This is a genomic window from Thermus sp. CCB_US3_UF1 (genome assembly GCF_000236585.1).
Lineage (GTDB): Bacteria > Deinococcota > Deinococci > Deinococcales > Thermaceae > Thermus.
Genome location: NC_017278.1, coordinates 1,253,963 through 1,271,322 on the forward strand (window position 1 = coordinate 1,253,963; position 17,360 = coordinate 1,271,322).

Genomic DNA, 17,360 nt, shown 5'->3' on the forward strand with positions numbered 1-17,360 from the left:
GGGCCCTGGGCCACGTGAAAGGCCATGGCCGGCCCTCTCTCACGGGCCTCATCCTCTCCAGGCGTACCCTGAGGCACGCCCCGAAAGAGGAGCGCCTATGCAGAAAGTAGAACCCAAGGACTGGATCCCCCTCATCAAGCCCTACACCAAGCCCCACGTGCTCCGCAGCCTCCGCCAGGTGGCCGATACCCTCCTGCCCCTCCTCCTCCTCTTTTACCTGGCCCATAAGGCCCTTTCCGTTTCCCTCCTCCTCACCCTGCTCCTGGACTTTCTGGCCGCCCTCTTCCTGGTGCGGCTTTTCATCCTGCAGCACGATGCCGGACACGGCTCCTTCTTCCCGCAAAAGTGGGCCAACGACCTCCTAGGCTTTTTCACCGGGGTCCTGACCCTGGTGCCCTACCACCACTGGCAGCTTTCCCACGCCCGCCACCACGCCACCAGCGGCAACCTGGACAAGCGGGGGGTGGGGGACATCTACACCATGACCCTGGCGGAGTACCTGGCCGCCACCCCCTGGCAGCGGCTGCAGTACCGCCTGTACCGCAACCCCTGGGTCATGTTCCTCCTGGGGCCCATTTACGTCTTCATGCTCTCCTACCGCCTGCCCTTGGGCTACGGCTCGGATAGGCCTTCCGTGCGCAACTCCGTGGCCCTGACCAACCTGTTTCTCGCCCTGCTCCTGGCGGGCCTCGTGGCCTTCCTGGGGCCCAAGACCCTCCTCCTCGTCTACCTGCCCATCCAGTACCTGGCGGGCATGCTGGGCATCTTCCTCTTCTACGTGCAGCACCAGTTTGAGGACGCCTACTGGGAGCACGACCCCCGCTGGGAGCACCTGAAGGCGGCCATGGAGGGGAGCACCTACCTGAAGCTCCCCCCGGTGCTCCAGTGGCTCACGGGGAACATCGGCTTCCACCACATCCACCACCTGGCCCCCAAGATCCCCAACTACCTCCTGCCCAAGGTGCAGGAGGAGGTGGACCTGGTCAAGGTGGCCCCCACGGTGACCCTGAAGGATGCCTTCAAGATAGCCTTCGCCGACATGCACCTGCACGACGAGGAAAGCCGGAAGCTGGTGGGCTTCAAGGAAGCCCACCGCCGGCTTAGGGCCGCCCGGGCTAGTGCTTGAAGTGCCGCACCCCGGTAAAGACCATGGCCAGGCCCAGGGCATCGGCGGCCCGGATGGACTCCTCGTCCCGCACGCTCCCCCCGGGCTGGATGAGGGCGGCGACACCGAAGTCGGCCGCCAAGCGGACCACGTCGTCAAAGGGGAAGAAGGCATCCGAGGCCAGGACCGCCCCCTGGGCCTTCTCCCCGGCGCTCTTTAGGGCGTGCTTGGCCGCGGCGTAGCGGTTGGTCTGGCCCACGCCGATGCCCAGGGTCTGGCCCCCCTTGGCCACCACGATGGCGTTGGAGCGCACGTGCTTGACCACCCGCCAGGCGAAGCGGAGGTCGGCCCACTCGGCCTCGGTGGGGGCTTTCTGCGTCACCACCTTGAGGTCCACGGGGTCTTCCGTGTCCGCCTCCTGCAACAAGACCCCGCCCCGGAGGCGGCGCAGGTCCAGGTAGGGGCCCGCGGCGGGGAAAGGTACCCGGATGAGGCGCAGGTTCTTCTTCCGCCCCAAAAGGGCCAGGGCCTCCTGGGTGAAGTCCGGGGCCAGGATCACCTCCAGGAAGACCTCCCCCATGGCCTCGGCCGTGGGGCCATCCAGAGGACGGTTGAGGGCCACGATGCCGCCGAAGATGGAAACGGGATCGGCCTCATGGGCCTTCCGGTAGGCCTCCAAGGGGGTTTCCCCCAGGGCCACCCCACAGGGGTTCTGGTGCTTTACGGCCACGCAGGCGGGCTCGGCGAACTCCGAAACCAGGTTCCAGGCGGCCTCGGCGTCCAGGTAGTTGTTGAAGCTCATGGCCTTGCCCTGGAGGATCTCCGCCTCCAAGAGGGGCCCCTTCTCCCCCGCCACCCGGTAAAGGGCGGCTTTCTGGTGGGGGTTCTCCCCGTAGCGCAAGGGGGCTTCCCGCTTCAGGACCAAGAACTTCTCCGGCGGGAACTCCTCTTGGGAAAGCCACTCGGCGATGGCGGCGTCGTAGGCGGCGGTGTGGGCGAAGGCCTTGCGGGCCAGCTCCCGGCGGAACTCTGGGGTGGGGCCGGCCTTTAGGGCCTCGAGGACCCGGGGATAGTCCTCGGGGTCGCAGACGGGGAGGACGGCCAGGTGGTTCTTGGCCGCTGCCCGGAGCATGGCCGGGCCCCCGATATCGATCTGCTCCAGGGCCTCGGCGAAGGAGGCCCCCTGGGCCACGGTCTTTTGGAAGGGGTAGAGGTTGACCGCGAGCACGGCGATCCGCTCCAGGCCTAGGGCCTTCAGCTCCCCCTCCTGGTCCGGCCGGGCCAGGAGGCCGGCGTGCACCTTGGGATGGAGGGTCTTGACCCGGCCCTCCAGGATCTCTGGGAAGCCGGTGAAGTCGGAGATGTAGGTGACGGGAAGGCCGGCTTCCGCCAGGGCCCTATGGGTGCCCCCGGTGGCCAGAAGGCGGAAGCCCAGGTCCAGAAGACCTTGGGCGAAGGGCAGAAGCCCCCGCTTGTCCCAAACGGAAAGAAGGGCCCACATGAAGGGCATTTTACCCGCTAGACTAAGGGGGATGAGCATCTACGAGGCCCTGAAGGAGACCATCAAGGAGGCCATGAAAGCCCGGGACCAGAAGACCCTGGACTTCGCCCGGGTGGTGAAGGCGGAGCTGGACCGCAAGGGGGACGGCAAGCCCCTACCCGACCTCGAGGCGGTGAAGGTGCTCAAGGCCCTCCGGGAGATCGCCCTGGAGCAGGGCAACGCCTTTGAGGTGGAGTTTTTGGATCGTTTCCTGCCCAAGGAGATGAGCGAGGAGGAGATCGAGGCCTGGATCAAGGAGAACCTTGACCTTTCCCAGTTCAAAACCCCCCTGGCGGCCATCGGGGTGGTAACCAAGGCCCTAGGGCCCAGGGCCCCCGGGGAAAAGGTACGCCGGGTGATCGAGCGCCTCGCCCCATGAGCCCTTGGGAACGCCTCTTCATTGAGGAAGTCCTCTCCGAGCCCGTGCGGGTGGTGCGGGAACGGGTGCGCACCCACACGGGCAAGGAGATCACCTACATCTACCGCCCCGGGCCCGTGGCGGCCAGCTTCGTCCTCCCCATCACCCCCAGGGCCACCGCCCTCCTGGTCCGCCAGTACCGCCACCCCACGGGCAAGTTCCTCTTGGAGATCCCCGCGGGCAAGGTGGACCCCGGGGAAACCCCGGAGGAGGCCGCCCGGCGGGAACTCCTGGAGGAGGTGGGGGCCAGGGCCGCCGAGGTCCTCCCCTTACCCCCCTTCCACCCCCAGCCCTCCTTCACCGCCGTGGTCTTCCACCCCTTTTTGGCCCTGGGGGCCGAGGTGGTGGCCAAGCCCGCCCTGGAGGACGGGGAGCTTTTGGAAACCCTGGAGCTCCCCCTCGTGGAGCTCTACGCTCTCTTGGAAAGGGGCCAGGTGGAGGACGCCTCCACCGCCCTAACCCTCTTCTACGCCCGGCCCCACCTGCGGGAGCGGGGCCTCCTCTAACGCAACTCCCTGCAGGAAAGCGCATAAAGTAGGCCTGGGAAAGGCTTTCCCGGACTGGTAGACTGGCCGCGTATGAAACCCATGGTGCGAACCCCCCTTCCCGGGCCCAAGGCCCGGGAGCTTTTGGAGAGGGGCCAGGCGGTCCTCTCCCCTTCCTACGTACGGCCTTACCCCTTCGTCCCCGCCCGGGGCCAGGGGGCGTACCTGGAGGACGTGGACGGCAACGTCTTCCTGGACTTCATGGCGGGGATCGCGGTGAACACCACCGGGTACGCCCACCCCCGGGTGCTGGAGGCGGTGCGGGCCCAGGCGGAACGCTTCGCCCACGTCTGCTTCTCCGACTTCACCCACGAACCCACCCTTTCCCTGGCTGAGCGCCTGGTGGCCAGGCTGGGCGGGGGGTACCGGGTCTTCTTCGGCAACTCCGGCACCGAGGGGATCGAGGCCGCCATCAAGCTGGTGCGCCACCACACGGGCAGGCCGTACCTCCTGGCCTTCACCGGGGCCTTCCACGGGAGGAGCCTGGGGGCGCTTTCCCTCACGGCCAGCAAAAGCGCCTACCGCAAGGGCTTCTCCCCCCTGCTGCCCGGGGTGGTCCACATCCCCTTCCCCAACCCCTTCCGCCCGCCCCTGGGGGCTAGGCCGGAGGGGGTAGGGGAAGCGGTCTTGGAATACCTGGAGCACCTTTTCCGCACCGTCTTGCCCCCCGAGGAGGTGGCCGCCTTCTTCTTGGAGCCCATCCAAGGTGAAGGCGGGTACCTGGTGCCCCCTCCGGGCTTCATCCCCCGGCTCAAGGCCCTGCTGGAACGCCACGGCATCCTCCTGGTGGCGGACGAGGTGCAAAGCGGGGCCGGGCGCACGGGGCGCTTCCTGGCCCTGGAGCACGAGGGGGTGCAGGCGGACGTCTACGTGCTGGCCAAGGGGCTGGCCTCGGGCTACCCCCTAAGCGCCGTCCTCTTCCGGGAGGAGCTGGCCAGCTGGCGCCCGGGGGCCCACGGCACCACCTTTGGCGGCCAGGCGGTGGCGGCGGCGGCGGCCCACGCCACCTTGGACCTCCTGGAGGAGGGGCTCATGGAAAACGCCCAGCGGGTGGGGGCCTACCTCCTGGAGGAGCTGAGGGGCCTCAAGCGGCGCTTCCCCTTCCTGGGGGACGTGCGGGGCCGGGGGCTCATGATCGGCCTGGACTTCGGCAGCCCCGAGGAGGAGCGGCCCGACCTACGGGACAAGGTGGTGGAACTGGCCTTCCAAAAGGGCCTCCTCCTCCTGCAGGCGGGGCCCTCCGCCGTCCGCATCGCCCCGCCCCTGGTCCTCTCCCAGGAGGAGGCCGCCCAGGGGCTTGCCATCCTCGAGGCGGTCTTCCAAAGCCTCTAAGGAGGAGGCCGGGTGTTTCCGGCCTCCTCCTTGGCCCTAAGCCTACTTGGGCTCCCCCGGCCAGTCCCCCACCACCCCGGGGGCGGCCCACTCCAGGGTGAGGAGCTCCTGCAGGGTGGCCTTCCGCCCGGCCGGCACCCGCACCACCCCGTTCCGGTCGCGAATGGGGCCGGTGAAGGGGTCAAAGGTGGGCTTGGGGCTTTGCATGTCCTTGAGGAGGGCCAGGATGCGGTCGTAGACGGAAACCTTCTTCCCGTCCACGGTCATCTGGGCCTTCTGCAAGAGGGAAACATGCTTGGGGTTGATGGGCACGCCGTAGTCCGCTCCCATCTCCACCGCCTTCTGCTGCAGGAGCCAGAAGTAGTCCACGTTCTGCAGGTTCTTGGCGGTGTAGACCCCTTCCTTCACCTTTTTGAGGAAGTCAATGTAGATGACATCCCAGTGGACGATCTGCCCCGAGACCACGTGGTCGGGGGCGAACTTGAGCATGGGGGTGTAGTGGCCGAAGGAATAAGCCCCCTTCTTGGCAGCGGCCTGGATGACCGTGGGGGTATCCTCGGTGAAGGCGAAGACATCGGCCCCCTGGGCCAGAAGGGCCTCCGTGGCCTCCCGGGCCTTGGCCGGGTCGTACCAGGCGTTGATCCAGCGCACCAGGACCTGGGCCTTGGGGTTCACCGCCCGCACCCCCAGGGCGAAGGCGTTGATGTGCCGCTTCACCTCGGGGATGGGGAAGGCGGCCACGTAGCCCACCTTGCCGCTTTTGCTGAGGGCGCCGGCGGCCAGGCCGTTCAGGTAGTAGACCTGATAGAAGTCGGCCATGTAGGTGGCCACGTTGGGGGCCCGCTTGATGCCGGTGGCGTGGGCGAAGAGGACGTTGGGGTACTTCTTGGCCCCCTCGAGGACCGCCTCCATGTAGCCGAAGCTGGTGGCGAAGATCACCTGGCACCCTTCCCGCACAAAGCGGTCAATGGTGGGCAAGGCCTGGGCCTCGGGCACGCTTTCCACGTAGCGGGTTTCCAGCCAGGGAAGGGCGGCCTCCGCCTTCTTCCGCCCCAGGTCGTGGGCGTAGGTCCAGCCGGCATCCCCGATGGGCCCCACGTAGATGAAGCAGGCCTTCAGCTTCTCCCCTTGCCCCAGGGCCAACCCCAGGACCAGTACCAGTAGCCCCAAGAGTCTTTTCATGCGCTACCTCCCCCGCTCAAAGGGCACGCCCAGGGCCCGAGGGGCCCGGGCGCGGCCCGAGAGGGCCAGGACCAGGATAACCAAGAGGTAAGGCATGGCGGCAAAGGCCTCGGACGGTATAGGTACACTGCCCTGGAGGCGGAACTGGAGGAAGAAGAGCAGGCCGAAGAGGTAGGCCCCAAAGGGGGCCCGCAAGGGCTGCCAAGCGGCCAGGATCACCAGGGCCACGGCCACCCAGCCGAGGCCCGCGGTCATGCCGTCCGTCCAGGAGGGGCGGTAGGCCAGGGAAAGGTAAGCCCCGGCCAGGCCGATCAGCCCACCCCCCAGGGCCAGGGCCCCGTAGCGCACCCCCTCCACACTTACGCCGAAGAGGTCCGCCGCCTTGGGGTTTTCCCCCACGCTCCGCAGGTAGAGGCCAAAGCGGCTGCCATAGAGGAGGAAGTGGAGGAGGAGGGCCAGGAAAAAGGCCGCCAGGGCCATCCCCCCCTCGGGGAGGGGGGCCTCGAGGGGCAGGCCTTCATAGCGCTTGCCCAAAAGCCCCGAGGCCCCAAGGCCCAAGGCGGAAAGGGCGAGCCCCGCCACAAACTGGTTGGCCCGGAGGGATACGGCGAACACCCCCAGGACCAGGCTCAGGAGAACCCCGGTTCCCACCCCGGCCAAGACCCCAGGCCCTGGGCCTGCCTTTAGGGCCGTGGCGAAGGCGGCCAGGGCGCTTAGGGCCATGATCCCCTCCACCCCCAGGTTCACCACCCCGCTCCGCTCGGCCAGAAGGGCCCCCAAAGCGGCCAGGAGGATGGGGGTGCCGAAAAGGACCGCGCGCAACAACGCCTCTTCCATCAGCGCCTCCAGATCAGCCTATGCCGGCTCCAAGCCTCGGCCCCGATGAGGGCCAAAAGGAGAAGGCCCGCCACCACGTCCACCACCCGGAAGGGCATGGAAAGGGCCATCTTCAAGGCATCCCCCCCCGCCAGGATGAGGCCCAAGAGGGGAGCAGTAACCAGGACCAGGAGGGGCCTACCCCGGGCCAGCCAGGCCACCAGGATGGCGGTGAAGCCGTAGCCCAGGGAGATCTGGGCAGGCTCCAAAAGCCTCAGGTGGATCCCCGCCACCTCCCCCACCCCGGCGAGCCCCGAGAGGAAGCCCGAGAGGAGGGCGGCCAGGGCCAGAAGGGGCCCCCCCCGCAGGCCCAGGTAACGGGCCGCCTGGGGGTTTTCCCCCAGGACCCGCCAGGCGAAGCCCAAAGGGGTACGGAAGAGGAGCAGCTGGAGGGCCAAGGCGGCCAGCACCCCCAGGAGGAGGGTGGGCCAGTGGACCAGGGTATCCCCAAGCCTGGGGAGCTGGGCCTCCTGGGGGAAGCGGTCGGTGTAGAGGAAGCCGAAGACGAACTGCCCCTTCCAAGGCCCCGCCACCAGGTAGACCACCAGGTAGTAGGCCAGGTAGTTCTGCATCAGGGTGGTGAGGATCTCGCTGGCGCCAAAGCGCACCCGCAGCCAGGCCGCCAGGCCCACCCAAAGGGCCCCCAGGCCCCCGCCCAGGAGGAACATGAGGGGAAGGGTCCAGGGCCCAGGGGGGAGGAAGAGGGCCACGTAGGCCGCCCCCACCGCCCCCAGAAGGAGCTGCCCCTCCGCCCCGATGTTGAAGAAGCCCACCCGGAAGGCCAGGGCCAGCCCCGCCCCGATGAGAAGCAGGGGGATGGCCCGCCGCCCCACCTCGGCCAGGCCCAAGGGGTCGGTCAAGGGGGAAAGGAGGAGGCCATAGGCCCGCCAGGGGGACACGCCGTAGGCCAGGAAGACCAGGCCCAAGGCGGCCAGGGCCAGGAGGAGGAAGGCGGCGTAGGCCAAGGCCACCTTGCGGGGGGTGGGGCTGGGGTCCAGTTCCCACCTCATGCCCGCCCCTCCGTCATCATCCGCCCCAGGCGCTCCCGGTCCGCCTCCTCCCGGGGGATGGGCCCCACCAGGCGGCCATGGTACAGGGCGGCCACGCGGTGGGAAAGGGAAAGGATTTCGTCCAGGTCCTCGCTCACCAGGAGAACCGCTGCGCCTTGGCGCACTAGGTCCAGGATGCGCCCGTGCACCTCCTCCGCCGCCCCCACGTCCACCCCGTAGGTGGGGTGCATGGCCAAGAGGAGCTTGGGCTTATGGCGCAACTCCCGAGCCAGGATCACCTTCTGCACGTTCCCCCCGGAGAGGAAGCGCACCGGGGTCTTAGGGGAAGGGGTCTTGATCCCGTACTGGGCGATGAGGCGTTCGGCGTCCTGTTCCATGGCCCGGTAGTCCAGAAGCCCCCGGCGGGCGTAGGCCGGGTAGGTGCGGAGGGCCAGGTTTTCCGCCACGCTCATCCCCCCCACCACGCCCGCGGCCCGCTCCTCGGGGATGTGGGCCACGCCCAAGGGGTAAAGCCGGGCGGGATCCCTGGGAAGGGGCTCGCCCAGGTAGCGGACCTCCCCCCGGTAGGGCCTCTGCCCCGCCAGGGCCTCCAGGAGCTCCGTCTGCCCGCTTCCCGCCACCCCGGCGATGCCCAAAACCTCCCCGGCCCGCAGGGTGAAGCTCACCCCCTGCACGGGGAAGCCGTGCCGGGGGACCAGGAGGTTTTGCACCTCCAGGACCACCTCCTCCCGGGGCGGGGGTACCCGGGCGGGAGGGGCCACGCTCCGGCCCACCATGAGCCGGACCAGGAGGTCCCTGTCCGCCTCCTCCCGGGGCACCTCCCCCACCTTCTCCCCCGCCCGGAGGACGGCGATGCGGTCGGCGATGGACAAGACCTCCTCCAGCTTGTGGCTGATGAAGATGACCGCGAGGCCCAAGGCCTTCAGGCGGCGCACCTCCTGGAAGAGGTCCTCGGCCTCCTTGGGGGTGAGGACGCTGGTGGGCTCGTCCAGGATGAGGACCTTGGGACGGGAGAGGAGGGCCCGCAGGAGCTCCACCCGTTGCTTCTCCCCGGCGGAAAGCCGGGCTATGGGGGCCTCGAGGTCCACCTTCAGGGGATGGTCCTGAAGGAGCCCCTTGAGGCGCTCCAAGAGGCGGGGGCGGGAGAAAAAGGGGGGAAGGTCCAGGCCCAGGGCCAGGTTCTCCGCCACGGTGTGGGCCTGGATGAGCTCGGGGTGCTGGGGCACCAAGGCGATGCCCAGGCGCTGCGCCTCCCGCGGGGAAGGGATGCGCACCTCCTGGCCCTCCAGGAGGATCCGCCCCTCGTCGGGGGCATAAAGGCCGTACAGGAGGCTCACCAGGGTGGTCTTCCCCGCCCCGTTCTCCCCCAACAGGGCCAGGACCTCCCCCCGGCCCACCTCCAAGGTGATCCCGCGGTTGGCCACCACGGGCCCAAAGCGCTTGGTGATCCCTTCCAGTCGCAGCATGGGACGGGCCCAGGGCCCGGCCTAGAGGATACCACGGGGGAAAAGCCCCCAAGGGATTAGGATGGCCCCATGCGCCTCATCGGGATCGCCACCCAGTACCGCGCCGGGGAAGGGCCCATGGCCAGGAGGTTCTTGGGCCTTCTGGAGCCCTACCTGGAGGCCCTGCGCAGCCAAGGCCTGGCCTATGTCCTGCTGCCGCCCCAGCCCCAGGAGGCCCTGGAGCGCATCCTCCCCCATCTGGACGGCCTTCTCCTCCCAGGGGGTGGGGACGTAGACCCCGCCCTCTACGGGGAAGAGCCCCATCCCCGCCTGGGGGAGGTGAGCCCGGAGCGGGACGCCCACGAGGTCTTCCTGGCCCGCCACGCCGCGGAAAGGGGCCTTCCCACCCTGGGGGTCTGCCGCGGGGTGCAGGTGATGAACGTGGCCCTGGGGGGGACGCTTTACCAGGACCTCGAGGCCCAAGGCCTGGGAAGGGTGCAGCACCACCAGAAAAGCCCCCCTCCAGCCCTGGGCCACGGGGTACGCTTGGTGGGGGAAAGTCCCCTAAGGGGCCTTTTTCCCGAGCGGTTTCGCGTGAACTCCTACCATCACCAGGGCCTCAAGGCCTTGGGCCGGGGCCTGCGCCCCGCGGCCCTGGCCCCCGACGGGCTGGTGGAGGCGGTGGTCCTGGAAGGCCACCCCCTCTTCCTGGGGGTGCAGTGGCACCCGGAACTCCTACCGGAGCAATGGCCCCTTTTCGGCCTCCTCCAGGCCCCCCACGGCTAACCCGATCCCGGTAGGCTGGAAGGGCCAAGGGAGGTCAAGATGCGGGAGATGCTGCAAAAACGGTTCCCCGACCTGGTGGTGCTCTTCGTGGTCCTGGGGTGCTTCGCCACCCTGGCCGAGCTCCTCCTCATGGGGCACACGGAGGGCATCCAGCTCCTCGCCCCGGTGGCCGCCAGTCTAGGGGCCATGGCCGCAGGTCTTGGGCTCCTCCTTCCCCTGAGCGAGCCCCTGGCCGTGGGCGTGCTCCTCCTGGTCAGCTTGGCGGGCCTAGTGGGCACGGCGGAGCATTGGGCCGAAAGCCTCGCGTCCCGCCCGGCCATGGTCCAGCTGGTGGACCAGGAGGGGGAAGCCTACCCCGCCCTGCCCCAAGGGGAAGGGGCCACCCAGGAAGGAGGTAAAGGAAGCGGCCAGGAAGGGGGCGAGGCCACGCCTCCCCCCTTGGCCCCCCTAAGCCTCTCGGGCCTGGGGTTCCTGGGGGCCCTGGCCCTTCTGGCCTGCAGACCCTCCTAGCCCTCCTCGAGGTCCCAAAGCCGCTCCAAGGGCTCCCGCGCCCGCAACACCTCCCAGCCTTCCCCGGTCCAGAGGAGTTCCAGGGGCCTCGGCGTGTCCAGGTAGTTCAAGGCCATGCTCCCCCCATAAGCCCCCGCGTGCAGGATGGCCAGGGCCTCCCCTTCCCGGGGCAAGGGCAGCCGCACCCCCCGGGCCAGGACGTCCCCCGCCTCGCAGGCCGGCCCCGCCAGGTCCACCTCCACCTCCTCCCCTCCCTCGTAGAGGGGGAGGACCGGGTGCCGAGCCCCGTAGAGGGCAGGCCGCAGGAGGCTGGTCATGCCGGCATCCAGGAGGAGGTAGGGCCGGCGGGTCCGCTTCCACCCCACCACCCGGGCCACCAGCACCCCGGCTTCGGCCACCAGGTACCGGCCCGGCTCCAACCAGACCTGGGCCCCGTACCGCCCTGCCAGGGCTTGCATGGGCTCCGCCAGGGCCTCCAGGTCCAGGTCCAGGCCAAACCCGCCCCCCAGGTCCAAAACCGCCACCGGGCCCACCGCGGGGAAGAGGTCGTGCAAAACCCGGTAGCCCTGAAGGAAGTCCTCGGGGGCCTCGAGGGCCGAGCCTAGGTGGAGGTGGAGGCCCAGGAAGGACAAACCTGCCCCAAGAACCTCCCGCACCAGCCGGGGCACGTCCTCCGGCAAAACGCCGAACTGGCTCTCCCCCCGTCCGGTGGCCAGGTGGCCATGGGTGCGCACGGGAAGGTCGGGGTTGACCCGGAGAAGGACCCGGGCCCCAGGCAGGGCCTTGGCCACCCGTCCCAGCTCTCCCTCGGAGTCCAAGACCACCACGGGAGGGGCTCCCTCGAGGGCGTGAAGCGCCTCCCAGGTCTTCACGGGGCCGTTCCAAACCACCCTTTCCGGGGGAAAACCCGCCCGGTAAGCCCGGAGCACCTCCCCCAAGGACACCGCCTCCGCCCCAAAGCCCAAGGCCACAAGGCGCCGCAAAAGCCCCAGCCGGGGGTTGGCCTTGAGGGCGTAAAAGAGGCGGGCAAAGGGAAAGGCCCTTTGGAGGCGCTGGGCCTGGCGCTGGATCCGGCTCCAGTCGTAGGCGTAAAAGGGGGTGGGGTAGCGGGCCAAGGCCTCCCGCAAGGCCATCAAGAAGGGTGTATCCACCCTTCTAGATTAAGGGCCTAAGCTAAACCTGGAGCCATGGACCAGGTCCTGACAGGACGCATCCTCGGCCCAGGGGGCTGGGTGCAGGGCCGGGTGTGGTTCACCCACCGTATCGAGGCCCTGGAGGAAGCCCCCGTGGAAGGCCCCTACATCCTCCCGGGCTTTTTGGACCTCCACGTCCACGGCGGGGGAGGGTTTGAGGTCATGGCCGGCCCCGAGGGGGTGGAGGGCACCCTGCGCTTCCACCTCCGCCACGGCACCACCGGCCTCCTGGCCACCACCCTCACCGCACCCCTCCCCGAGCTGGAACGGGCCCTGAAGGGCATCGCCCAGGCCATGGCCGGCCCCTGGGGGGAGGCCCTCCTCGGGGTCCACCTGGAAGGCCCCTTCCTCTCCCCAGAGCGCCTCGGGGCCCAGCCCCCCTTCCCCCTCCCCCCGGACCCCGGGGTGGCCCAGGCCCTCCTGGCCTTGGCCCCGGTGCGGGTCCTCACCCTGGCCCCCGAGCTTCCCGGGGCCCTGGGGCTGGTGCGCCTCCTGGCCCAAAGGGGGGTGCGGGTCCAGCTGGGCCACACGGGGGCGGGCTACGTTGAGGCCCTGGCCGCCCTGGAGGCCGGGGCCTCGGGCTTCACCCACCTCTACAACGCCATGACCCCCCTGCACCACCGGGAGCCCGGGACCGTGGGCCTGGCCCTGGAGCGGGGGAGGTGGGCCGAGCTGATCCCCGACGGGCTCCATGTGCACCCTGCGGCCCTGCGCCTGGCCCTCAAGGCCATCCCCGGCCTTTACTTCGTCAGCGACGCCGTGGCCGCGGCGGGGATGCCCGACGGGCCCTACCCCCTGGGGGCCCACCGGGTGGAGAAGCGGGGGGAGGGGGTGTGGCTGGGGGAGGGCCTGGCGGGGAGCACCCTCACCCTGGACCGGGCCCTGAGGAACCTGGTGGCCTGGGGGGTACCCCTGGAGGAGGCGGCCAGGCGGCTTTCGGCCCTCCCTGCCCGGTACCTGGGCCTTGCGGACCGGGGGGAGATCGCTCCCGGCAAGCGGGCCGACCTGGTGGTGCTGGACGAGGGGCTCAGGGTCCAGGCCGTCTACCTAGGGGGGAGGCGGGTGGCCTAGCGCCCCCTAGGGTCCAACACGTCCCTGAGGCCATCCCCCAAGAGGTTGAAGGCCAAGACGGTAAGGAGGATGCCCAAGGCGGGGGCTGTGGCCGCCCAGGGCGCCTCGGCCATGTAGTTTCGGGTCTCCGCCACCATGGCCCCCCACTCTGGGGTAGGCGGCTGGGCCCCGAAGCCGATGAAGGAAAGCCCCGCCGCGGTGAGAATGGCCGCCCCTACCTCGTAGCTGGCCTGGACCAGTACAGGGGCAAGGGCATTGGGCAGGAGGTGGCGGAAGAGGATCCGCCCCTGGCTCGCCCCTAGGGCCCTAGCCGCCTCCACAAACTCCCGCTCCCGCAGGGCCAGCACCTGGGCCCGCACCAGGCGGGCGTAAATGGGCCAGGTGACCAGGGCTACAGCCAGGACGGTATTCACCAGGTTGGGACCCAGGGCGGCGGCGATGGCCATGGCCAGGATGAGGGAGGGGAAGGCGAAAAAGATATCGGTAAGGCGCATGAGGAGGCTATCCCAGCGCCCCCCAAGCCCCCCCGCCAGGAGGCCCACCGCTGTGCCCAAGAGGGAGGCCAAGAGGACCACGCCAAAGCCCACCCCTAGGCTGATGCGGGCCCCGTGGACCACGCGCGCCCAGACATCCCGGCCTAGCTGATCGGTGCCCAAGGGATACTCAGGGGAAGGAGGCCTGAGGCGCTGGAGGAGATTCTGCTCCAAGGGATCCCTGGCAAAAAGGGGCCCAAGAAGGGCCAAGAGGACCAGGCCAAGGAGGAGGAAAAGTCCCAAAAGGGCTCCTGGATTGCGAAGGAAACGCCGTAAGAGCTTAGGCATACCGGATCCTCGGGTCCAAGAGGGCATACAAGAGGTCCACCACCAGGTTCAGGAGGGAATAGACCAGTCCCACCAGCAGGGTTACCCCCATGACCGCGGGGAAATCCAGGCTGGTGGCGGACTGGGTGACATAGCGGCCCAGCCCAGGCCAGGAGAAGATGGTTTCCGTCAGGACGGCTCCCGAAAGTAACCCTCCCATGAGCCCGCCTAAAAGGGTGAGGATGGGCAAGGCCGCGTTCTTCAGGGCATGGCCCAGCACCACGCGGCGTTCCGAAAGCCCCTTGGCCCAGGCGGTGCGCACGTAGTCCTGGCTCAAAACCTCCAACATGGCCGCCCGGGTCATGCGGGCCAGGAGGGCGGCAGAGGCTGAACCCAGAACAAAAGCAGGCAGGAGGAGGTGGAGGAGGGCGTCGCGAAAGGCCACCCAGTCCCGGACCAGAAAAGCGTCCAAGGTGACCATACCCGTGATCCGGGGAGGGGGGATGAGGTAGGGATCCAACCGGCCCGGTCCAGGGAGAAGCCCCATTTGCCGGTGGAGGAGGTCCAGGAGGAAGATGGCCAGGAAGAAGACCGGGGTGGAACCCAGGAGCAGGGCGAAAAGGCGCACCAAAAGATCGGGAGGGCGGTTTTGGCGCAAGGCCGCCCAGATCCCCGCAGGAAGCCCCAGAAGCACCGCCACCAAAAAGGCAGCCAGGGATAGCTCCAAGGTGGCGGGGAAAAACTCCTTTAGATCCTCGGCTACGGGTCTACCCGTGCGCAGGGAGCGGCCCAGGTCAAGGCTCAGGAGCCTTTGCAGGTAGATGCCGTACTGTACCAGGAGGGGCTTATCCAGGCCGTAACGCTGGCGGAACTCCTGGATCTGCTCCTCTCGGGCATTTTCCCCCAAAGCGGCCACCGCAGGATCAATGGGGATCACCTGGGCGATGAAAAAGGTGACAAAGGTAACACCCAGCCCCACGAAAAGAACCATGAAAAGCCTTCTTAAAAGATAGGCACCCATGGAAAAAACCCGCGACCCCAGGTCGCGGGCCTCACTATACCAAGATCTAGGGTTGCTTGCCCACCTGCCAAAGGGGCACGGACATCATGGGGTTCTTCAAGAAGCCCTCTACCTTGGCCGAGAGGCCTATGGGCAAAAGGGGCTGGTACAGGACGACGTAGGGACCTTCCCGGAGAACCTTTTCCGTGAGAAGCCTGTACAGGGCCTTGCGCTTCTCAGCCTCCACCTCGAGGGCCGCCTGGCGGGCCAGCTTGGCGGCCACCTCGTCCTCGTAGCTGTTGCGCCAGGCCAGGGAGCGCGCCGCGTAGTCCGACCAAGGCGTGGCGTTGCCATCGGGGTCAGGGAAATCGGGGCTCCAGGCCACCAGGACCATCTGGTGGTTCTGGGCCCGATAGGTGGCGAGGAGCTCCGCGTTGGGGATGGTGCGGATGCGAGCCCGAAGGCCAGCCTTGGCCATATCGGCCTGCAACTTGGCGGCCACATCGGGGCAGGGCACGCCTCCGCCGCAGATGCCCGTATTGGCCAAGAGCTCAAACTCCAAACCCTGGGGATAACCCGCTTCAGCCAGGAGGCGCTTGGCCCGCTCGGGATCGTACTTGTAGGGAGCAGTGGGGTTATGGCCCAGAAGACCTTTGGGGATAAGGGTTTGCACCTTCAGGGCGTTCCCCTGGAGAAGCCCCTGGATGAGTTCATCCTGGTTTACCGCCCAGCGCACCGCCTCCCGGACCTTGGGGTTGGCGAAGGGGCTTCCCGCCTTCATGTTCATGGCCAAGTACTGGAGGCGCAGGGTTTCGGCCCGCACCACCTTGAAGCGGGGGTTAGCGGCCAGAGCCCTCACGGCCTCGGGGGTGAGCCCCTCGGCGATGTCGATCTCCCCAGACTCCAGGGCGGTGCGGAGCACAGCCGGTTCCTGAATGTAGCGCAGCACCACCCGTGGCACCTTGGGCTTGATGCGGGCGTGGGGATTGGCCTCGAGGATCACCTGGTTCCCCCGCTCCCAGCGCACCAGACGGTAGGGGCCGGAGCCGGCGGAGTTATTGGTGAGGAAGTCCTTGCCGAAGTCACCTCCCTTGGCGTTCCTTTGTGCCTCCTCCGAGTCCACGATGCCCCCGATGGTGAAGGTGAGGATGGCGAGGAAGGACTGAGGGGAAGCGGCTTTGGGAATGCGCACCTCCACGGTGTAGGGATCCAGGGCCTTGGTGGCCCCCGGTTTGAGCTGGGCGATGTTGGTGAAGAGGAAGGAACCCGGTCCCTTGAGGGCCAGGGCCCGCTCAAAGCTAAAGACCACGTCCTTGGCCGTCACCTCCCGGCCGGTGGAAAACTTGCTCCCCCGGCGGAGCTTGAAGGTAAGGATCCAGTCCGTGGTACCCCGCTCCACCTTCCAGCTCTCCGCCAGGCCAGGCCGCAGGGTGGAGAGGTCATTCCCTTCAAAACGCACCAGGGTTTCGTAGAGGTTATCGGCGATCATCACCCCGCTGAACTCGTAGACCACCTGGGGATCCAGGGTGATGAGGTCCGTCCAGTCCCCGCCATAAACCAGGATCTGGGTCCGATCCTGGGCCCAGGCCAAACCCAAGGCCACCACCAACCACCATAGCCAGCGCCTCATACACCCTCCTCCGGGCTTTAGACCCTTATGAGCCATCCTAGCCAGGCCCTTTCCCTGGGTCAAGGCCCTTCACAGAGGAGGCGTAAACCGCCCGTCCACCGCCGTCCAGCCCCCATCCACCAGGAAGAGGGTGCCCGTCACGTAGCTGGCCGCCGGGGAGGCCAGGTAGACCACGGCCATGGCCACCTCCTCGGGCCTGCCCCAGCGCAAAAGGGCCGTCTTCTCCGCGTAGGCCCGGTACCATTCCGGCCGCGCCCGGATGGGGGCGGTGAGGGGGGTCTCGATGGGGCCAGGGGCGATGGCGTTGGCCCGCACGCCGTAGGGCCCAAGCTCCGCGGCCAGGGTGCGGACAAGCTGCAGGATCCCCGCCTTGGTGGCGGCGTAGACCCCTTGCCCCGGCTCCACCACCAAGGCCCGGATGGAGGCGAAGGCGATGAGGCTCCCCGAACCCCTTTCCCGCATGGCCCGCCCCCCAGCCCGCAGGAGGCGGAGGGTGGCCTTGAGGTTCAGGTCCACCACCCGATCGATCTCCTCGTCGGTGTAGTCCAGAAGGGGCTTGCGCACGTTGATGGCCGGGGTGGAGACCAGGGTGTCCAGGCGGCCCAACCGCTCCAGAACCCTCGCCACCAGCCCCTCCCCTGCCCCGGGCTCCCCCAGGTCCAGGGGGTAGGCCAAAGCCTCCCCACCCCCCTGGCGGATGGCCTCCTGGGCAGCCTCGAGGCCCTCCCGGTCCTTGTCGGCCAGGACCACCCGGGCCCCGAAGGCCGCCAGGGCCTCCGCCGAAGCCCGCCCGATCCCCGAAGCCGCCCCCACCACCAGGGCCACCTGCCCCGTCAGGTCCAGAAGCTTGCGGTAGTCCATAGGCTTTGGCCCCATCCTACCACCCTTGCGAAGCCTCCTCCCGGGGAAGAAGAATG

Annotated in this window: 17 protein-coding genes; 7 read left to right on the forward strand and 10 right to left on the reverse strand. The window is 68.5% G+C overall.

The annotated features are described in order from the left end of the window. Nucleotides 1-97: 97 nt before the first annotated feature. Entirely contained in the window at nucleotides 98-1,126 is a 1,029-nt protein-coding gene (locus tag TCCBUS3UF1_RS06205) for a fatty acid desaturase (RefSeq protein ID WP_014515659.1), read from the forward strand. Here TCCBUS3UF1_RS06205 and purH read toward each other — a convergent pair. Then, on the reverse strand, nucleotides 1,116-2,606 hold the full coding sequence (purH, locus tag TCCBUS3UF1_RS06210) for a bifunctional phosphoribosylaminoimidazolecarboxamide formyltransferase/IMP cyclohydrolase (protein ID WP_014515660.1): 1,491 nt from the start codon (nucleotides 2,604-2,606) through the stop codon (nucleotides 1,116-1,118). The two genes, TCCBUS3UF1_RS06205 and purH, sit on opposite strands and share 11 nt — an antisense overlap. Nucleotides 2,607-2,637: 31 nt before the next feature. Between purH and TCCBUS3UF1_RS06215 the strand changes: the two genes are divergently transcribed. The 3 genes from TCCBUS3UF1_RS06215 to TCCBUS3UF1_RS06225 all read left to right on the forward strand — a co-directional run bounded on the left by TCCBUS3UF1_RS06215 (nucleotide 2,638) and on the right by TCCBUS3UF1_RS06225 (nucleotide 4,940). Then, the gene (locus tag TCCBUS3UF1_RS06215; protein WP_041433797.1) at nucleotides 2,638-3,024 is read left to right on the forward strand and encodes a GatB/YqeY domain-containing protein; all 387 of its coding nucleotides are present in this window, start codon (nucleotides 2,638-2,640) and stop codon (nucleotides 3,022-3,024) included. Beyond that, nucleotides 3,021-3,569, forward strand: coding sequence for an NUDIX domain-containing protein (locus TCCBUS3UF1_RS06220; RefSeq protein ID WP_014515662.1), 549 nt, complete (start codon nucleotides 3,021-3,023; stop codon nucleotides 3,567-3,569). The genes TCCBUS3UF1_RS06215 and TCCBUS3UF1_RS06220 overlap by 4 nt, the downstream gene beginning before the upstream one ends. A gap of 72 nt (nucleotides 3,570-3,641) precedes the next feature. Next, nucleotides 3,642-4,940, forward strand: coding sequence for an acetyl ornithine aminotransferase family protein (locus tag TCCBUS3UF1_RS06225; protein ID WP_014515663.1), 1,299 nt, complete (start codon nucleotides 3,642-3,644; stop codon nucleotides 4,938-4,940). A 42-nt stretch (nucleotides 4,941-4,982) separates the two neighbouring features. Here TCCBUS3UF1_RS06225 and TCCBUS3UF1_RS06230 read toward each other — a convergent pair whose 3' ends face one another. The 4 genes from TCCBUS3UF1_RS06230 to TCCBUS3UF1_RS06245 are packed head-to-tail and all read right to left on the reverse strand — an operon-like array spanning nucleotide 4,983 to nucleotide 9,474. After that, entirely contained in the window at nucleotides 4,983-6,122 is a 1,140-nt protein-coding gene (locus TCCBUS3UF1_RS06230) for a BMP family ABC transporter substrate-binding protein (protein WP_014515664.1), read from the reverse strand. A 3-nt stretch (nucleotides 6,123-6,125) separates the two neighbouring features. Then, a complete protein-coding gene (locus TCCBUS3UF1_RS06235) occupies nucleotides 6,126-6,959 on the reverse strand; it encodes an ABC transporter permease (RefSeq protein WP_014515665.1) in 834 nt (277 codons plus the stop codon). Next, entirely contained in the window at nucleotides 6,959-8,008 is a 1,050-nt protein-coding gene (locus TCCBUS3UF1_RS06240) for an ABC transporter permease (protein WP_014515666.1), read from the reverse strand. The genes TCCBUS3UF1_RS06235 and TCCBUS3UF1_RS06240 overlap by 1 nt, the downstream gene beginning before the upstream one ends. After that, complete coding sequence (locus tag TCCBUS3UF1_RS06245) at nucleotides 8,005-9,474, reverse strand: ABC transporter ATP-binding protein (protein ID WP_014515667.1); 1,470 nt, start codon at nucleotides 9,472-9,474, stop codon at nucleotides 8,005-8,007. The genes TCCBUS3UF1_RS06240 and TCCBUS3UF1_RS06245 overlap by 4 nt, the downstream gene beginning before the upstream one ends. A 69-nt stretch (nucleotides 9,475-9,543) precedes the next feature. Between TCCBUS3UF1_RS06245 and TCCBUS3UF1_RS06250 the strand changes: the two genes are divergently transcribed. Both TCCBUS3UF1_RS06250 and TCCBUS3UF1_RS06255 read left to right on the forward strand, forming a co-directional pair. Continuing rightward, on the forward strand, nucleotides 9,544-10,239 hold the full coding sequence (locus tag TCCBUS3UF1_RS06250) for a gamma-glutamyl-gamma-aminobutyrate hydrolase family protein (protein WP_014515668.1): 696 nt from the start codon (nucleotides 9,544-9,546) through the stop codon (nucleotides 10,237-10,239). Between the two features lie 39 nt (nucleotides 10,240-10,278). After that, nucleotides 10,279-10,749 carry a hypothetical protein gene (locus TCCBUS3UF1_RS06255; protein ID WP_014515669.1) on the forward strand — a complete coding sequence of 157 codons (471 nt, stop codon included), beginning with the start codon at nucleotides 10,279-10,281 and terminating at the stop codon, nucleotides 10,747-10,749. Here TCCBUS3UF1_RS06255 and lysA read toward each other — a convergent pair. Beyond that, on the reverse strand, nucleotides 10,746-11,882 hold the full coding sequence (lysA, locus tag TCCBUS3UF1_RS06260; protein WP_014515670.1) for a diaminopimelate decarboxylase: 1,137 nt from the start codon (nucleotides 11,880-11,882) through the stop codon (nucleotides 10,746-10,748). The two genes, TCCBUS3UF1_RS06255 and lysA, sit on opposite strands and share 4 nt — an antisense overlap. Nucleotides 11,883-11,936: 54 nt before the next feature. Between lysA and nagA the strand changes: the two genes are divergently transcribed. Further along, nucleotides 11,937-13,013 carry an N-acetylglucosamine-6-phosphate deacetylase gene (nagA, locus tag TCCBUS3UF1_RS06265; RefSeq protein WP_014515671.1) on the forward strand — a complete coding sequence of 359 codons (1,077 nt, stop codon included), beginning with the start codon at nucleotides 11,937-11,939 and terminating at the stop codon, nucleotides 13,011-13,013. Here nagA and nikC read toward each other — a convergent pair. The 4 genes from nikC to TCCBUS3UF1_RS06285 all read right to left on the reverse strand — a co-directional run bounded on the left by nikC (nucleotide 13,010) and on the right by TCCBUS3UF1_RS06285 (nucleotide 17,304). Continuing rightward, nucleotides 13,010-13,834, reverse strand: coding sequence for a nickel transporter permease (nikC, locus tag TCCBUS3UF1_RS06270; RefSeq protein ID WP_014515672.1), 825 nt, complete (start codon nucleotides 13,832-13,834; stop codon nucleotides 13,010-13,012). The genes nagA and nikC overlap by 4 nt on opposite strands. Then, entirely contained in the window at nucleotides 13,827-14,834 is a 1,008-nt protein-coding gene (locus TCCBUS3UF1_RS06275; protein WP_041433800.1) for an ABC transporter permease, read from the reverse strand. The genes nikC and TCCBUS3UF1_RS06275 overlap by 8 nt, the downstream gene beginning before the upstream one ends. A gap of 46 nt (nucleotides 14,835-14,880) precedes the next feature. Further along, nucleotides 14,881-16,443, reverse strand: a complete 1,563-nt coding sequence (locus TCCBUS3UF1_RS06280; protein WP_014515674.1) for an ABC transporter substrate-binding protein — start codon at nucleotides 16,441-16,443, stop codon at nucleotides 14,881-14,883. Between the two features lie 69 nt (nucleotides 16,444-16,512). Then, nucleotides 16,513-17,304, reverse strand: coding sequence for an SDR family NAD(P)-dependent oxidoreductase (locus tag TCCBUS3UF1_RS06285; RefSeq protein ID WP_014515675.1), 792 nt, complete (start codon nucleotides 17,302-17,304; stop codon nucleotides 16,513-16,515). Between the last annotated feature and the right edge of the window lie 56 nt (nucleotides 17,305-17,360).

Coding starts and splice junctions, on each gene's coding strand:
- TCCBUS3UF1_RS06205 (WP_014515659.1), top strand. CDS start 98: ATGCAGAAAGTAGAACCCAAGGACTGGATCCCCCTCATCAAGCCCTAC.
- purH (WP_014515660.1), bottom strand. CDS start 2,606: ATGTGGGCCCTTCTTTCCGTTTGGGACAAGCGGGGGCTTCTGCCCTTC.
- TCCBUS3UF1_RS06215 (WP_041433797.1), top strand. CDS start 2,638: ATGAGCATCTACGAGGCCCTGAAGGAGACCATCAAGGAGGCCATGAAA.
- TCCBUS3UF1_RS06220 (WP_014515662.1), top strand. CDS start 3,021: ATGAGCCCTTGGGAACGCCTCTTCATTGAGGAAGTCCTCTCCGAGCCC.
- TCCBUS3UF1_RS06225 (WP_014515663.1), top strand. CDS start 3,642: ATGAAACCCATGGTGCGAACCCCCCTTCCCGGGCCCAAGGCCCGGGAG.
- TCCBUS3UF1_RS06230 (WP_014515664.1), bottom strand. CDS start 6,122: ATGAAAAGACTCTTGGGGCTACTGGTACTGGTCCTGGGGTTGGCCCTG.
- TCCBUS3UF1_RS06235 (WP_014515665.1), bottom strand. CDS start 6,959: ATGGAAGAGGCGTTGTTGCGCGCGGTCCTTTTCGGCACCCCCATCCTC.
- TCCBUS3UF1_RS06240 (WP_014515666.1), bottom strand. CDS start 8,008: ATGAGGTGGGAACTGGACCCCAGCCCCACCCCCCGCAAGGTGGCCTTG.
- TCCBUS3UF1_RS06245 (WP_014515667.1), bottom strand. CDS start 9,474: ATGCTGCGACTGGAAGGGATCACCAAGCGCTTTGGGCCCGTGGTGGCC.
- TCCBUS3UF1_RS06250 (WP_014515668.1), top strand. CDS start 9,544: ATGCGCCTCATCGGGATCGCCACCCAGTACCGCGCCGGGGAAGGGCCC.
- TCCBUS3UF1_RS06255 (WP_014515669.1), top strand. CDS start 10,279: ATGCGGGAGATGCTGCAAAAACGGTTCCCCGACCTGGTGGTGCTCTTC.
- lysA (WP_014515670.1), bottom strand. CDS start 11,882: ATGGCCTTGCGGGAGGCCTTGGCCCGCTACCCCACCCCCTTTTACGCC.
- nagA (WP_014515671.1), top strand. CDS start 11,937: ATGGACCAGGTCCTGACAGGACGCATCCTCGGCCCAGGGGGCTGGGTG.
- nikC (WP_014515672.1), bottom strand. CDS start 13,834: ATGCCTAAGCTCTTACGGCGTTTCCTTCGCAATCCAGGAGCCCTTTTG.
- TCCBUS3UF1_RS06275 (WP_041433800.1), bottom strand. CDS start 14,834: ATGGGTGCCTATCTTTTAAGAAGGCTTTTCATGGTTCTTTTCGTGGGG.
- TCCBUS3UF1_RS06280 (WP_014515674.1), bottom strand. CDS start 16,443: ATGAGGCGCTGGCTATGGTGGTTGGTGGTGGCCTTGGGTTTGGCCTGG.
- TCCBUS3UF1_RS06285 (WP_014515675.1), bottom strand. CDS start 17,304: ATGGACTACCGCAAGCTTCTGGACCTGACGGGGCAGGTGGCCCTGGTG.